The organism is Herbiconiux moechotypicola (assembly GCF_024979255.1).
GTDB lineage: Bacteria > Actinomycetota > Actinomycetes > Actinomycetales > Microbacteriaceae > Herbiconiux > Herbiconiux moechotypicola.
Map to the genome: position 1 here is coordinate 80,062 of NZ_JANLCN010000007.1, position 14,424 is coordinate 94,485.

General features: G+C 69.3%; 14 protein-coding genes. 8 read left to right on the forward strand and 6 right to left on the reverse strand.

Annotated elements, in window-relative coordinates; all coding sequences use genetic code 11:
- The first annotated feature begins 23 nt into the window (after positions 1–23).
- Genes N1031_RS12500 through N1031_RS12515 form a run of 4 tightly spaced genes read left to right on the forward strand, consistent with a single transcriptional unit; the run spans position 24 to position 3,938 of the window.
- Positions 24–1,058: a FecCD family ABC transporter permease gene (locus N1031_RS12500; RefSeq protein ID WP_259480024.1), complete on the forward strand. Its 1,035-nt coding sequence runs from the start codon at positions 24–26 to the stop codon at positions 1,056–1,058.
- Positions 1,055–2,107 carry a FecCD family ABC transporter permease gene (locus N1031_RS12505; RefSeq protein WP_259480025.1) on the forward strand — a complete coding sequence of 351 codons (1,053 nt, stop codon included), beginning with the start codon at positions 1,055–1,057 and terminating at the stop codon, positions 2,105–2,107. Before N1031_RS12500 ends, N1031_RS12505 begins: the two co-directional genes overlap by 4 nt.
- Positions 2,104–2,967, forward strand: coding sequence for an ABC transporter ATP-binding protein (locus tag N1031_RS12510; RefSeq protein WP_259480026.1), 864 nt, complete (start codon positions 2,104–2,106; stop codon positions 2,965–2,967). The genes N1031_RS12505 and N1031_RS12510 overlap by 4 nt, the downstream gene beginning before the upstream one ends.
- On the forward strand, positions 2,964–3,938 hold the full coding sequence (locus tag N1031_RS12515) for an ABC transporter substrate-binding protein (RefSeq protein ID WP_259480027.1): 975 nt from the start codon (positions 2,964–2,966) through the stop codon (positions 3,936–3,938). The genes N1031_RS12510 and N1031_RS12515 overlap by 4 nt, the downstream gene beginning before the upstream one ends.
- 8 nt (positions 3,939–3,946) lie before the next feature.
- Here the strand turns inward: N1031_RS12515 and N1031_RS12520 are convergent, their stop codons facing one another.
- From N1031_RS12520 to N1031_RS12545, 5 genes are all read right to left on the reverse strand, one after another.
- Complete coding sequence (locus tag N1031_RS12520; RefSeq protein ID WP_259480028.1) at positions 3,947–4,546, reverse strand: hypothetical protein; 600 nt, start codon at positions 4,544–4,546, stop codon at positions 3,947–3,949.
- A 62-nt stretch (positions 4,547–4,608) separates the two neighbouring features.
- On the reverse strand, positions 4,609–5,451 hold the full coding sequence (locus N1031_RS12525; RefSeq protein ID WP_259480029.1) for an ABC transporter ATP-binding protein: 843 nt from the start codon (positions 5,449–5,451) through the stop codon (positions 4,609–4,611).
- A gap of 4 nt (positions 5,452–5,455) precedes the next feature.
- Positions 5,456–6,430, reverse strand: a complete 975-nt coding sequence (locus N1031_RS12535; protein WP_310795692.1) for an ABC transporter ATP-binding protein — start codon at positions 6,428–6,430, stop codon at positions 5,456–5,458.
- Positions 6,423–7,400: a branched-chain amino acid ABC transporter permease gene (locus N1031_RS12540; RefSeq protein WP_259480030.1), complete on the reverse strand. Its 978-nt coding sequence runs from the start codon at positions 7,398–7,400 to the stop codon at positions 6,423–6,425. Before N1031_RS12540 ends, N1031_RS12535 begins: the two co-directional genes overlap by 8 nt.
- Before the next feature lie 18 nt (positions 7,401–7,418).
- On the reverse strand, positions 7,419–8,762 hold the full coding sequence (locus N1031_RS12545; RefSeq protein WP_259480031.1) for a branched-chain amino acid ABC transporter permease: 1,344 nt from the start codon (positions 8,760–8,762) through the stop codon (positions 7,419–7,421).
- 205 nt (positions 8,763–8,967) lie between these two features.
- Here N1031_RS12545 and guaB point away from each other — a divergent pair, with 205 nt between their 5' ends.
- From guaB to N1031_RS12565, 4 genes are all read left to right on the forward strand, one after another.
- Positions 8,968–10,470: an IMP dehydrogenase gene (gene guaB, locus N1031_RS12550; protein ID WP_259480032.1), complete on the forward strand. Its 1,503-nt coding sequence runs from the start codon at positions 8,968–8,970 to the stop codon at positions 10,468–10,470.
- A 14-nt stretch (positions 10,471–10,484) separates the two neighbouring features.
- Positions 10,485–10,979 (forward strand): MarR family winged helix-turn-helix transcriptional regulator, encoded by a 495-nt coding sequence (locus N1031_RS12555; protein WP_259480033.1) that lies wholly within the window; start codon positions 10,485–10,487, stop codon positions 10,977–10,979.
- A gap of 111 nt (positions 10,980–11,090) precedes the next feature.
- The gene (locus N1031_RS12560; RefSeq protein WP_259480034.1) at positions 11,091–12,413 is read left to right on the forward strand and encodes an LLM class flavin-dependent oxidoreductase; all 1,323 of its coding nucleotides are present in this window, start codon (positions 11,091–11,093) and stop codon (positions 12,411–12,413) included.
- Positions 12,410–13,645, forward strand: coding sequence for an MFS transporter (locus N1031_RS12565; RefSeq protein WP_259480035.1), 1,236 nt, complete (start codon positions 12,410–12,412; stop codon positions 13,643–13,645). Before N1031_RS12560 ends, N1031_RS12565 begins: the two co-directional genes overlap by 4 nt.
- Here N1031_RS12565 and N1031_RS12570 read toward each other — a convergent pair.
- On the reverse strand, positions 13,584–14,231 hold the full coding sequence (locus tag N1031_RS12570; RefSeq protein ID WP_259480036.1) for a GntR family transcriptional regulator: 648 nt from the start codon (positions 14,229–14,231) through the stop codon (positions 13,584–13,586). The two genes, N1031_RS12565 and N1031_RS12570, sit on opposite strands and share 62 nt — an antisense overlap.
- Between the last annotated feature and the right edge of the window lie 193 nt (positions 14,232–14,424).

The following is a 14,424-nucleotide window of genomic DNA, read 5'->3' on the forward strand; positions in this document are numbered from 1 at the left end:
CTATCTCTGTATACAATGAACCGGTGATCATCGAGCAGCAGCGTGCGTCGCCCTCACGCGCACGCCGGAGGTCGCGTCTGGTGCTCCTGGTGTCGCTCGTCGTGCTCGCGCTCCTGGTGGTCTGCAGCGTGATGATCGGCGCCCGCCCTGTCGCCTTCGACGCGGTGCTGCAGATTCTCACCGGCTCCGACGACCCGCGGTTGCGTGTCGACTCCGTCGTCATCTGGACCCTGCGACTGCCGCGCACGGTGCTCGCGATCGTGGTGGGTGCCGCCCTCGGGGTCGCTGGCGCGCTCATCCAGGCGGTCACCCGCAATCCGCTCGCCGATCCCGGCATCATCGGGGTCAACGCGGGCGCGGCTCTGCTCGTGGTTCTCGCCGTGTCGGTGTTCGGCTGGAGCGGAGTGCTCGCCACCACGGGCGCCGGGATGCTCGGAGCCCTGGCAGCCCTCCTCGCGGTGGCGGTGCTCTCCACCCGCTCGCGCATGTCGCCCCTCGTGCTCGTGCTCGCGGGCACCGCCCTGGCGGCCGCGGTCGGCGGGGTGACCTCGGGCCTGCTCATCCTCGACTCGGGTGCGCTCGACCAGGTGCGCTTCTGGACGGTGGGATCGCTCGCCGGGCGCGATCCCGAGCTCATCTGGCCCTCCGTGGCCCTCGTCACCCTGGCGGTGCTGGTCGGTGGCGCCATCGCCGTGCGCGTGAACACGCTGGCGCTCGGCGACGAGATGGCCAAGAGTCTGGGTACCTCCGTGGCCCGCACCCGGGCCATCGCGGTCGTCGTGGTCGCGGTACTGTGCGGAGCCGCGACGGCCGCCGCCGGCCCGATCGGTTTCGTCGGCCTCGCCGTCCCGTTCGCGGCACGGCTCGTCGCAGGGCTCGATACGCGGTGGGTGATCCTCCTCTCGCTGAGCTTCGGCGCCGTGCTGCTCCTGGCCGCCGACGTGGTGGGCCGCGTGATCGCCGGCTCGGGGGAGCTCGAAGCGGGGATCGTGGTGGCTGCGGTGGGGGCGCCGTTGTTCATCGCACTCGCACTGCGGCAGCGGATGGAGCGGCTGTGAGCGCCGCGCGCGCCACCGTGCGGCTGCTCGGTGAACGGGTGTCGTTCCGCGTCGGGCGCCGGCTGGTGGCGACGGTCGGAGCAGTGCTCCTCCTGCTCGTGGTCTGCGCCGCCATCGCCCTCTACACGGGCAACAGCGCGATCAGCGTCGACGGGGTCACGGCGATCCTGCTCGGCGACTACGCGGGCAGCACCTCGTTCGAGATCTACACCGTGCTCGACGTGCGGTTGCCCCGGATGCTCGCGGCGGTGATCGCCGGAGGGGCGCTGGGCATCAGCGGGGCGATCTTCCAGCGGCTCACCGACAACCCCCTGGGCAGTCCCGATCTCATCGGGTTCACCGGCGGGGCGGCGACCGGCGCACTCCTCGTCATCACCACCGGTGGCGGCCTCGCCGTCGGAACCGCGCTCGGCGCCTTCGCCGGGGGCGTCGTCGCGGCCGCGGTCATTCTCGCGCTGGCGTGGAGGTCGGGTCTCGAGGGCTACCGCCTCATCCTGGTGGGCATCGGGGTCACGGCCGTGCTCTCGGCCGTGCGCGCCTATCTGCTCAGCCGCGCCGACCTCGAAGACGCTCAGGCGGGGCTGCGCTGGCTGACCGGCAGTCTCGACGGGCGCGACTGGGGTGACGTCGGCATCGGCGCGGTGGCGTGTCTGATGCTCGTACCGGCGACGATCCTCGCCCACCGACCTCTCGACCGGCTCGCCGTCGGATCCGAGCTCGCCACGGCCCAGGGGCTGACCGTCTCGCGGTGGCGCATCGGCATCGCCCTGATCGGCACCGCGTGGGTCGGGGTGGCCGTGGTGATCGCGGGACCGGTGGCGTTCGTCGCTCTCGCCGCCCCGCACATCCTGCGCTCGCTGACGGGCGGTGCCGGCCCCCTGCTGCTGAGCTCGGGGCTGCTCGGAGGGCTGCTCCTGCTGCTGGCCGACCTGGTGGGTCTGCGGCTCTTCGCGCCCACCCAGCTGCCCGCGGGAGTGGTGACCGCCGTGGTCGGTGGAGCCTACCTGCTCTGGATACTGCAGCGCCGCCGAGGAAGGACGATGGGATGACCGGAACCGACGCGAGCCCGGATGCGCTGGAAGCGAGAGGCGTGTCGCTCGGCTATCCCCGGCGCGAGGTGATCGAGGGGCTCGACCTGCGCATCCGGCGTGACTCGTTCACCGTGCTGATCGGGCCGAACGCGTGTGGCAAGTCGACGGCTCTCAAAGGTCTCGCGCGCCTCATCGATCCGAGTCGGGGCAGCATCGTGCTGAACGGGCACGACATCGCCCATCGCCGCACGCGGGACGTGGCGCGGGAACTCGCGCTGCTGCCGCAGTCGCCCATCACGCCGCCGAGCGTGACCGTGGGCGATCTCGTCGCCCGGGGGCGCGCGCCCTACCAGAGCCTGCTGCGCCAGTACTCCCGCGACGACGAGCGCATCGTGCGGGAGTCGCTCGCGACCACCGGAACGCTCGACCTCATCGACCGCACCGTCGACGAGCTGTCGGGCGGCCAGCGCCAGCGGGTGTGGATCTCGGTGGTGCTGGCTCAGCAGACGGGGGTGCTGCTGCTCGATGAGCCGACCACCTACCTCGACCTGGCGCACCAGATCGAGGTGCTCGACCTCTGCGCCCGGCTGCACGCCGAGGGTCGCACCCTCGTGGTCGTGCTGCACGACCTCACCCTCGCCGCCCGCTACGCCACCGACATCGTCGCGTTCAAAGCCGGAAGAGTGGTGGCCCAGGGCGCCCCCGCCGAGGTCATCACCGCCGCGACCGTGCGGGAGGTGTTCGGCGTGGAGTGCGCCGTGATCGCCGACCCCCACACCGGGACACCTCTCGTGGTGCCCGCCCGACCACCCCATCTCGGCGGGGAGACACAGCCGCCCGCCGAGCCGACACACCGAGAGGATCGATCACGATCATGACCCCCTTCCGATTGCCCGCACGCCGTGCGCTCGCGCCTGTGGCCCTGGCTGCCGCGGCGGGTCTCCTGCTCGCCGGCTGCGCCCGCGATGAGCGCCCCACCGACACCGCCGGTGACGGCGCGACCTACACGGTCGAGCACGAGCTCGGCACCACCGAGATCCCCGTCGACTACGATCGGGTGGCCGTGACTTTCACGGCGCTCGCCGACTCGGCCATCGCCGTCGGGGTGGTGCCGGTCGCGGCCCCGAAGTCGTTCTCAGGCTTCCCTGCCTACCTCGGCATCGACGACTCCGAGGTGGCGAGCCTCGGCGACTCCGACTCGGAGATCGACATCGAGCTGATGGGCGCACAGGAGCCCGACCTCATCCTCATGAACATGGAGAGTGGCACGGCGATCGAGGACACCGACTACGAGCAGCTCAGCCAGGTGGCCCCCACCGTACCCATCATCACCGGTGAGCAGAACCCTGTGAAGGTGGCGGAGCAGGTGGCCGTGGCGCTCGACCGGGTGGAGGAGATGGCCGAGGTCGCCGCTGCCTACGAGACCCATGCCACGGCGGTGCGAGAGGCGCTCGCCGAGGTTCCGGCCGCCGCGCTGCCGGTGTCGCAGGTGCGGCTGCGCCCCGATCACGTGCGCATGATGATGGAGGGCACGAACGCCGGGGTCGCCATGGTCGACGCCGGGCTCGTGTTCGAGGAGCCGATCGCCGAGGTGGAGGACGGCGGGTACTACGAGATCAGCCTGGAGCTGTTGCCCGAGGCGACCGGTGACTACGTGTTCGTCTACTCGACCGACGAGGGAGTGCTCGAGAACGTGCAGACGCTGCCCATCTGGCAGGAGGTGCCCGCCGTGCAGAACGGCACGGTCTTCGACGTGGACTTCGAGGCCTGGATGCGCGGTCAGGGCTACCTCGCTCTCAACGAGGTGCTCGACGAGATCGCCGCGGCTTACGGTGTGACCGCCGACTGACCCGGCCGTCAGCTCAGCCGCTGGAACTCCCGCCAGAGCCGGTGCCACTCGGCGGGTGACGAGAAGTCGAAGGCCGGCACCACCTCGCTCCGGCCGTCGACGATCACGTAGCCCGAGATGAGACCCGTCGGATGCTCATAGTTGCCGGCCTCGACGCTCGCGCCGCCCACCGATCCGGTGAGGCGGCGGAGCGCCCGGCCGCCGGTGTCGGAGAACCGCAGGCCGGGGGTGCTCGGCGACACCGCGCCCCGCTCGTAACGGAGTCCGTTGCGGGCGGCGCAGGCGGCGAGGCGGTACTCGCGCCGCATCGTCATGGCCCTGGTGGAACGGGCGCAGAGGGCGGCCCCGATGGCGGAGCCGATGGCCAGGAGCGCGCACAGCAGCACTGCACGGGGTTCGGCGTGCAGGGTGCCGAGCCCGATCGCCGCAGTGCCCGAGACCACCAGGAGCGTGGTGTAGCCGATGCCGCCCAGGCACGGACGCACCCGCACGCGCGGCCCCGTGAACCCGGCCCGCCCCCGGCGATAGGCCCGCACCTCCGCGGCACGCGGGAGGACGGTGAGGGCAGTGGTGTCGACGACGGACAGGGCGGAAGGCGCGAGCGGCATGGCAGTCAGTATCCACGCGCTCGGCCGGTACCCGGCCTGAGTACTTCTTGCCTAGTGCGAGATCAGTAGCCCTGGTCGGCCGCGAGGGTGCCGAGGTAGAGCTCGATCACCTTCGGGTCTTTCATGAGCTCGCGACCGGTGCCCGTGTAGGCGTCACGACCCTGATCGAGCACGTAGGCGCGGTCGCAGATCTGCAGGCAGCGGCGGGCGTTCTGCTCCACCATGATGACCGAGACACCGGCGCGGTTGATCTGGTGCACGCGCATGAAGGTCTCGTCCTGGCGCACGGGGGAGAGGCCGGCGGAGGGCTCGTCGAGCAGGAGTACGGACGGCTCCATCATGAGCGCCCGGCCCATCGCCACCATCTGCCGCTCGCCGCCCGAGAGCGAGCCCGCGCGCTGCTTGCGGCGCTTGCCCAGCTCGGGGAAGAGCGTGGTGACGAAGTCGAACCGCTCCGCGAAGATCGACGGCTTCTGGAACAGGCCCATCTCGAGGTTCTCCTCGATCGTGAGGCTCGGGAAGACGTTGTTGTTCTGCGGCACCATGCCGACGCCCTTGGCGACGAGCTTGTTGGCCTTGAGGCCCGTGATGTCCTCGCCCTTCAGCACCACCCGGCCGCCGCGGATCTTGATCTGGCCGAAGATCGCCTTGAGCACCGTCGACTTGCCGGCGCCGTTCGGGCCGATGATGCCGATGAGCTCACCGGGATAGGCCCCGATGGTGCAGCCGTTCAGGATGTTCACCCCGGGCAGGTACCCGCCCACCAGGTTCTCGGTCTTCAGCACCGCGTCGCCGCGGTCGGTGGGTGCCCCGGTGTGCCGTGTCGGCGCGGCGGCGGGTGCCGCGGACTCCTCCGCGAGGAGGTTGGTCTCGGCGTTGACCTCGTTGGGATCGATGTCGCTCATCGGATCACTTCTCCTCGGGCTCGGGGGTCGTGGTGACGCCGTAGCCGGCCTCGGCGCTGTCGGCGTGCGCCTCGTGCGCCTTGCGCTCGGCCTCGAGCACCGGGTTGGGGCCGTCCTCCATGAGGTCGCCGAGGTCGGTGTCGTGGTGGGCGCCGAGGTAGGCGTCGATGACGGCCGGGTCTTTCATGACGGTCTCGGGCGGACCCTCGGCCACCACGCGGCCCTCGGCCATCACGACCACCCAGTCGGAGATGTGCATGACCATGTGCATGTCGTGCTCCACGAACAGCACGGTCGTGCCGTCGGACTTGAGGTCTTTGATGTGGCCGAGCAGCGACTGCGTGAGCGCCGGGTTCACACCCGCCATCGGCTCGTCGAGCATGATGAGCCGGGGGTTCGACATGAGCGCCCTGGCCATCTCGAGCAGCTTGCGCTGGCCGCCGGAGAGCGACGCGGCGTAGTCTTCGCGCTTGGCGTCGAGCTTGAAGCGGGTGAGCAGCTCATCGGCCTTGACCGTGTTCTCCTCCTCCTGCTTGCCCCAGATGCCCTTGAACAGCGAGGCGAAGAGCTTCTCGCCCTTCTGGCCGGTGGCGCCGAGCAGCATGTTCTGCAGCACCGAGAGGCGGCCGAGCGACTTGGTGAGCTGGAAGGTGCGCACCATGCCGGCCCGGGCCACCTTGAAGGCGGGCACGCCGGCGAGCGAGGTGCCGTCGAACTCCCAGGTGCCGGTGTTCGGCTTGTCGAACCCGGTGAGCAGGTTGAACATGGTGGTCTTGCCGGCGCCGTTCGGGCCGATGAGCGCGGTGATCTTGCCGCGCGGGATCTCGAGGTGGTCGACGTCGACGGCCTTGAGTCCGCCGAACTGGCGGGTGACGTGGTCGGCGATGACGATGGGGTCGACCTTCGCGCATCCGGGCCCCACCTCGCCCTTGACGAGCGGATGCGTGACCGGGACGGTGGGTTCTTGGACGTTAGACACTGAAGGACAGCTCCTTCTTGTTTCCGAAAATACCTTGCGGTCTGAAGATGACCAGGAGCATCAGCGCCACCCCCACGAGGATGAAGCGGATCTGCCCGGCCTGGGTGGTGGAGAGGAACGACAGCGCGCCCGACTCGATCGCGCCGTAGAGGATGCCCTGCGTGAGCGAGAGCACGACCCAGAAGATCATCGACCCGACGATGGGGCCGAAGATCGTGGCCGCGCCGCCGAGCAGCATGATCGTCCAGATGAAGAAGGTGAGGCCGGTGGTGTAGTTCGCCGGCTGCACCGCGCGGGGCAGGATGAAGATGATGCCGGCCACCGAGCCGAGACCGCCGCCGAGGATGAGGGCCTGCATCTTGTAGCTGTAGACGTTCTTGCCGAGGCTGCGCACCGCATCCTCGTCTTCACGGATGCCCTTCACCACGCGGCCCCAGGGGCTGCGCATGAGAAGGAACACCAGCACGCTCGCGAGGGCGACGAGCACCCAGCCCACGATGCGCACCCACCAGTCGTACTCGTTGTAGGTGAACGGACCGAAGCCGTAGGTGCCCTCGGGGATGGGGTTGACGGCGGCGAAGGTGCCCTTGAAGCCCGAGAGGCCGTTGGCGGCGCCGGTGAAGTCGGTGAGCCCCGTGGTGGTGACGATGTAGCGCACCACCTCGGCGCTCGCGATGGTGACGATCGCCAGGTAGTCGGCCCTCAGCCGGAGGGTCGGGATGCCCAGGATGAACGCGAAGATCACCGAGCAGACGATGGCGCAGAGCACCGCGACGATGAGCGGTGCGCCGGCGAGCGTGGGAATCGCGAAGCCGTAGGCGCCGATGAGGAGGAAGGCGGCCTGACCGAAGTTCAGGAGGCCGGTGTAGCCGAAGTGGATGCCCAGTCCGATCGCCGCCAGCGCGTAGGCCGCGGTGGTCGGGCTGATGATCTCGCCGACGGCGTTGCCGAAGATGTTTCCCCAGTCCATGAGTGTCTCCTTCCTTCCTTATCCGACTCGTTCTTTACGGCCCAGGATGCCCTGGGGCCGCACGAGCAGCACGACGATGAGCACGACCAGCGCGGCCGCGTATTTGAGGTCCGGCGGTATGAAGAGGGTCGAGAGCTCGACGAACAGACCCACGACGATGGAGCCGACCAGGGCGCCGTACGCCGAACCCAGACCACCGAGGGTGACCGCGGCGAACATGAGCAGCAGCACCTGGAAACCCATGTCCCACGACACCTGCCGGTACAGGGCGAGCATCACGCCGGCCAGGGCGGCCAGGCTGCCCGCGAGCACCCACACGATGCGGATGATGCGGTCGACGTCGATTCCGGATGCGGCGGCCAGCGACGGGTTGTCGGAGACGGCGCGGGTGGCCTTGCCGATGCGGGTGCGGGTGAGGAAGAGCCCCACCAGTACGAGCACGATCACCGAGAGCGCCATGCTGATGATCGAGCCGGTGGTGATGCGCACCGGGCCGAGCACGACCGCATCCGACAGGCCCACGTTCATGGTCTTGGTGTCGCCGCCGATGAAGAAGAGGTAGAGGTAGCGCAGCGCGATCGCCAGACCGATCGACACGATCATGGCCTGGACGAGCTTCACCCCCTTTCGCCTCAGGGGCTTCCAGAGCAACCAGTCGTTGAGGTAGCCGAACACGCCGCCCAGGATGAGCGCGACGATCATGGCGACGAAGATGTTGACGCCGAGCAGCACCGAGGTGACCCAGGCCACGATGGCGCCGAAGGTGACCATCTCGCCGTGGGCGAAGTTGTTGAGGCCCGTGGTGCCGAAGATGAGCGTGATGCCGATGGCCGCGAGCGCGATCAGCAGGCCGAAGTTGAGGCCGGCCACGAAGCGCTGCAGGAACTGCTCGAAGAAGCCCGTGGTCTGCCGGGTGTCGACGCCGAGCGGGAACGACCGGGTGATGGTGTTCGTCAGCCATTCGTCGGAGCCCACCGTGGCCGAGGCGCGGTCGGGGTCGCGCAGCTCCACGCCGTCGGGCAGGGTCTCGACGTCGAGGGTGACCGTGTACTCGCCGCGGCCGGGCACCGCCACCGACCAGCGGCCGGAGTCGTCGCTCGTGGCGGTCTCGGTGAACCCGTCGCCCTCCACAGTGACCTCGGCGCCCGCGACGAGGTTGTCGCCGTCGCGCAGGATGCCCCCGATGGTGTAGGTCGACGTGAAGTCGCCCTCCTCGGTCGGTGTCGGCGTGGGTGCCGGAGCCGTGCTCGCCGAGGCGGAGAGCGCCCCGGAACCGATGACGAGGCCGGCACAGAGGGCGATCACCGCCAGCAGCATCGTGGTCAGACGCGTTGCGCGTCCGAGACGGATTCCTGCGATCAAGACAGCACCTCCTGTGGAAGGCCGCCGGGGGTTGTGGCGGGCACTTCGTGTCTCTGGTCGTAGCGACTTTGCTAGACCATACAGTCGATTTGTGTCCACGGTGTTTCAGGTGGCCATCTTGTTCGACGTCCGTTATTTCTACACGGAATGAACCCCGCACGCGAACGGTTACGATGGGAATCGAACTCGCGCGCGGAGGAGAATCATGGACCAGTCGGATCCGTTCGGCTTTGTCGGTTTGACCTATGACGACGTGATGCTCCTGCCCGGGCACACCGACGTCATCCCGAGCGAGGCCGACACCGCGTCGCGCCTCACCAAGCGCATCTCGGTGGCCACTCCTCTTCTCTCCGCGGCGATGGACACCGTCACCGAGTCGCGCATGGCGGTCGCCATGGCGAGACAGGGCGGCATGGGCGTGCTGCACCGCAACCTCTCCATCGCCGACCAGGCCGAGCAGGTCGACCGGGTCAAGCGCAGCGAGTCGGGCATGGTGACCGACCCTGTCACCACCACCCCCGATGCCACGGTCGCCGAGGTCGACGCGCTCTGCGGCGTCTACCGGGTGAGCGGGCTCCCCGTCGTCGACGGCCAGGGCGTGCTCGTGGGCATCGTCACCAACCGCGACATGCGCTTCGTCTCCCCGTTCGAGAAGTCCACCACGCTCGTGCGCGACGTGATGACCCCCATGCCCCTCATCACCGCCCGGGTCGGCGTCGACCCCGATGACGCGGTGGCCATCTTCGCCCAGCACAAGATCGAGAAGCTCCCCATCGTCGACGACGCGGGCCGGCTCTCCGGCCTCATCACGGTGAAAGACTTCGACAAGAGCGAGAAGTACCCCAACGCCACGAAGGATGCGGCGGGCCGGCTGCGCGTCGGCGCCGCGATCGGCTTCTTCGGCGACGCCTGGCAGCGTGCCGGCCAGCTGCTCGACGCGGGCGTCGACGTGATCGTGGTCGACACCGCCAACGGCGACAGTGCCGGTGTGCTCGAGATCATCCGCCGGCTGAAGGCCGACCCGGCGTTCGAGGCGGTCGACGTGATCGGCGGCAACGTGGCCACCCGCTCCGGTGCCCAGGCGCTCGTCGACGCCGGTGCCGACGCCATCAAGGTGGGCGTGGGTCCCGGCTCCATCTGCACCACCCGCGTCGTCGCGGGCGTGGGCGTGCCCCAGGTGACCGCGGTCTACGAGGCTTCCCTCGCCGCCCGCGAGGCCGGCGTGCCGGTGATCGCCGACGGCGGCCTGCAGTACTCGGGCGACATCGCCAAGGCGCTCGTGGCGGGCGCCGACACCGTCATGCTCGGCTCGCTGCTGGCGGGCTGCGACGAGAGCCCCGGCGACCTCGTGTTCGTCAACGGCAAGCAGTTCAAGAACTACCGCGGCATGGGTTCGCTGGGAGCGCTGCAGACCCGCGGCGAGAAGACCTCCTACTCGAAGGACCGCTACTTCCAGAGCGATGTGCCCTCCGACGACAAGCTCATCGCCGAGGGCATCGAGGGTCAGGTGCCCTACCGCGGCCCGCTCGCGAACGTGGCCTACCAGCTGGCCGGCGGCCTCCGGCAGTCCATGTTCTACGTGGGTGCGCGCACCATCCCCGAGCTCAAGTCGAAGGGGCGCTTCGTGCGCATCACGGCCGCCGGGCTCAAGGAATCGCACCCGCACGACGTGCAGATGGTGGTCGAGGCCCCCAACTACCGGCGCTGACGGGAGCGCCGACCGTGGCCGACATCCTCGAGTCCGTCCAGCTCGCGCTCTTCGAGCGGCTGATCGACGTCGGCCGGCTGTTGGAGCGACGCTCCGACAAACTCATCCGCGAGGTGGGCGGCATCAAGTTCTCGCAGTACGAGGTGCTCATCCGCCTGCGCAACGCGGGTGGCGAGCTGCGCATGACCGACCTCGCCAACAAGCTCGTGAGCACCCCGAGCGGGCTCACCTACCAGCTGACGCTGCTCGAGAAGGACGGGCTGGCCGAGCGCGGGGTCGTCGAAGGCGACGACCGGGGGGTGCTCGCCCGCATCACCCCGAAGGGGCGCGAGCTGCTGCTCGAGATCTCGGCCCGCCAGAGCGCCATGATCCTCGAGTCGACCATCGATCCGCTCACGCGCGACGAGGTCGACGAACTGCACCGGATGCTCGGCCTCCTCCAGATCGCCATGCGCGGCGAGGCCACGGGCGGCATGCTCCCGAGCCAGGTGCCTACCGCCATCTCCTGATCCCGTTTTACAAATTCGAAACACTCGCGTCGAGCATCCGTAATCTGCGGTGCGTATCTTCAAATTTGTAAGAAATACGCAACGGCGGGAGTGTCACCCATGCTCAATCTCATGACCGGCCTCGGCAACATCGGCGGCCACCTCGGCGGCTGGCGGCATCCCGCCTCGTGGAACTGCACGGCGATGAACCTCGGCCAGCACATCGAGACCGCGAAGCTCGCCGAGCGGGGCAAGTTCGACCTCCTCTTCCTCGCCGACGGCAATGCCGTGCGGCAGATGGACAAGCCCGCCCTGTTCGAGGCCAACAGCCCCTCCGACCGCCCCTCGGTGTTCGAGCCCGTCACACTGCTCTCCGCCATCTCGCAGCACACCAGCCAGATCGGCCTGCTGGCCACCGCGACCACCACCTACGAGGAGCCCTACCTGCTCGCGCGCAAGTTCGCCTCGCTCGACCACCTCAGCGGGGGCCGGGCCTGCTGGAACATCGTCACCGGCTCCTATCCCGGCGACTCGCTCAACTTCGGCCGCGAGGAGCACGTGCCCCGTGCGGAGCGCTACGAGCGCTCCGAGGAGTTCGTGGAGGTCGCCAAGGGACTCTGGGACAGCTGGGACGAGGACGCCTTCGTCGAGGACAAGGCGAGCGGCCGCTACCTCGACCGCGAGGCCGTGCACGTGCTCGACCACGTGGGCAAGCACTTCTCGGTGAAGGGCCCGCTCAACGTGGCGCGCATGCCCCAGCGCTACCCCGTGCTCTTCCTCGCCGGGCAGTCCGAGCAGGGCAAGGAGCTCGCCGCCAAGCACGCCGACTGCGTGTTCTCGGTGTCGGCCGACATCGCCACCGGCAAGGCGTTCAGCGATGACGTGAAGAACCGCCTCGACCGCTACGACCGCGCACCCGAGTCGCTCCGCATCATCCCCGGCACCTCGGTGTTCGTGGGTTCGAGCGAGGCCGAGGCCGACGACCTCTACGAGGAGCTGCAGTCGCTCATCTCGCCCGCGGTCGGGGTGCCCTACCTCTCCAAGCTCGTCGAGATGGACCTCACCCCCTACCCGATCGACGGCCCGCTGCCCGACCTCTCGGGCGAGGTCGTGGGCATCTCGAGCTTCCGCAAGAACATCGCCGCGATGGCGGCGCGTGAGAACCTCAGCATCCGCCAGACCTACGAGCGGGTGCTTCCCTCCATGGGCCACGTGCTGTTCAAGGGCGACGCGGTGCAGGTCGCCGACCAGATCGAGGAGTGGTACCGCAGCGGGGCCAGCGACGGCTTCATGCTGGGCGCCCCCGTCATGCCCCTGGGCCTCGAGCGCATCGTCGACCTCCTCATCCCCGAGCTGCAGCGCCGCGGGCTCTTCCGCACCGAATACACCGGCGGCACCCTCCGCGAGAACATGGGACTCGAGCTCGGGGTGTCACGCAACGTGCTCGCCCGGTGACCGTGCGCCGCGGGGTGGTGCCCCTCATCGCGGTCTGCTGCGGCGTGACCGTGGCGAACATCTACCTGGCCCACCCCATCCTCTCGCTGCTCGCCCAGTCGTTCGGCGTGGCCGACGCCGACACCGCCTTCATCGTGACGGTGGCGCAGATCAGCTACGCCTGCGGGCTCTTCCTGCTGGTGCCGCTCGGCGACGTGGTGCGGCGCAAGCGGCTGCTGGCCGTGCTGCTCGCGGGCACCGGCGTGGGGCTCGCGCTTGCGGCGCTCGCCGGCGGGCTCGGGATGCTCGCCGCGGCCACCGTGCTCATCGGCGCGTTCACCGTCGCCCCGCACGTGCTCATCCCGTATGCCGTGTCGGTGGTGGAGCCCGGGCGGCAGGGCCGCGCGCTCGCGGCCATCAACGCGGGCATGACGGGCGGCATCGTGCTGTCGCGGGTGTTCGGCGGCGCCCTCGGGGAGTACCTGGGCTGGCACTCCGTGTACCTGTGCGCCCTCGTGCTCACGGCGGGCGTGGGGCTCGCCACCGTGCTGGTGCTGCCGAAGGAGCCCCGGCGCGAGGGCCCGAGCTACCCGCGGCTCATCGGCTCGACCCTCCGGCTGCTCGTCGACGAGCCCGGGGTGCGCTGGGCCGTCGGCGTGCAGGTGCCGGTGTTCGCCACCTTCAACGTGATCTGGGTGATGATCGTCTTCCTGCTCACCGACCGGTACGGGATGAGCGTGGCCGCGGCCGGGCTGTTCGGCCTGTTCTCGCTGGTCACGATGGCCACCGCCCCCTTCGTCGGCCGCTTTCTCGATCGGCGGGGGTCGACGATGGTGATGGGCGTGTTCCTCGGGGTGCTGGTGGCCGGCGCTGTGCTGTTCCAGTTCTCCGAGCTGGCCATCGGCTTCGTCGTGGCCGGCATCATGCTGCTGAACCTCGGGCAGCAGGGGGCGGGCATCGCGAACCAGTCGCGCATCCTGAACCTCAGGGCCGACTCGCGCAGTCGCCTCAACACCCTCTACATGACCAGCAACTTCGTGGGCGGGTCGCTGGCCTCGCTCGTGGCGGTGGCGGTGTTCGCCACCGCGGGCTGGAGCGGCGTGGTGCTCACGGCTTTGGTGCTCTCGCTCGTCGCCTTCGGAGTGTGGCTGGCCGACGCGCTGCGCCGCCGTCGCCTCGGCCGCCGTCGCCTCAGCCGGCCGGATGCGCCCCTCGGGCCACCTCGTCGAACACGGGCCGCCAATGCTCGGTGATGAGACGGGCGGCCTCGTCGGCGTCGTGGCGCGTGCAGGCGTGCAGCAGCGCGATGTGCTCGGCCAGGCCCTCCGTGCGCCGCTCGGCCAGCCGCGCGAACGCGAACGGCAGGTAGGCGGGCGTGGCGTCGTGCAGGTTGCGCAGGATGGTCGCCAGCCGCGGCGAACGGCCGCAGTCGTAGAGGAAGTAGTGGAACTCGCGGTTCAGGCGCAGGAAGCCCTGATCGTCGGCCCGTTCCATCTCGGCCTGGATGCGCCAGGCGGCGGCGAGCTCGTCGTCGGTGATGTGCAGGGCCGTGAGGCGGGCGAGCTCGGGCTCGAGCAGTTCGCAGAGACGGCGGATCTCGGCCATGTCGCCGGGGTCGGTCATGCGCACGATCGCGCCGCGGCGGGGCACCAGGGTGAGCAGGCCCTCGGCGTGGAGATCGCGCATGGCCTCGCGCACCGGGGTGGCGCTCACACCGAGCCGCTCGGCGACCTCGGTCTGCACCACTTTGGAGCCCGGGGCGAGCGCACCCGTCTGGATCGCGTCGCGCAGCCAGTCGCGCACCCGCTCGTGCACCGTCTCGGAGAGCTCCGCCGTCATGGCCACAACTCTATAGAAAAGTCGCGCAATGCATTTATATCGTTGGATCAGCCTGTCATCTCGGCACTCCGACCGATCAGTTCCTCTTTTCTATAGAAAATGATCGGCCCAACTCGTAATGCTCTCGTAACACGGCAGCACCTCGGCGGAAACGTCGGGTGCTTAGTCTCGAAGTCAATCCTTCAATTTCGAA

What these genes read in the sequence shown, in the direction of transcription:
- N1031_RS12510 (WP_259480026.1), top strand. Translation starts at nt 2,104, where the DNA reads ATGACCGGAACCGACGCGAGCCCGGATGCGCTGGAAGCGAGAGGCGTG.
- N1031_RS12515 (WP_259480027.1), top strand. Translation starts at nt 2,964, where the DNA reads ATGACCCCCTTCCGATTGCCCGCACGCCGTGCGCTCGCGCCTGTGGCC.
- N1031_RS12520 (WP_259480028.1), bottom strand. Translation starts at nt 4,546, where the DNA reads ATGCCGCTCGCGCCTTCCGCCCTGTCCGTCGTCGACACCACTGCCCTC.
- N1031_RS12525 (WP_259480029.1), bottom strand. Translation starts at nt 5,451, where the DNA reads ATGAGCGACATCGATCCCAACGAGGTCAACGCCGAGACCAACCTCCTC.
- N1031_RS12540 (WP_259480030.1), bottom strand. Translation starts at nt 7,400, where the DNA reads ATGGACTGGGGAAACATCTTCGGCAACGCCGTCGGCGAGATCATCAGC.
- guaB (WP_259480032.1), top strand. Translation starts at nt 8,968, where the DNA reads ATGGACCAGTCGGATCCGTTCGGCTTTGTCGGTTTGACCTATGACGAC.
- N1031_RS12560 (WP_259480034.1), top strand. Translation starts at nt 11,091, where the DNA reads ATGACCGGCCTCGGCAACATCGGCGGCCACCTCGGCGGCTGGCGGCAT.
- N1031_RS12570 (WP_259480036.1), bottom strand. Translation starts at nt 14,231, where the DNA reads ATGACGGCGGAGCTCTCCGAGACGGTGCACGAGCGGGTGCGCGACTGG.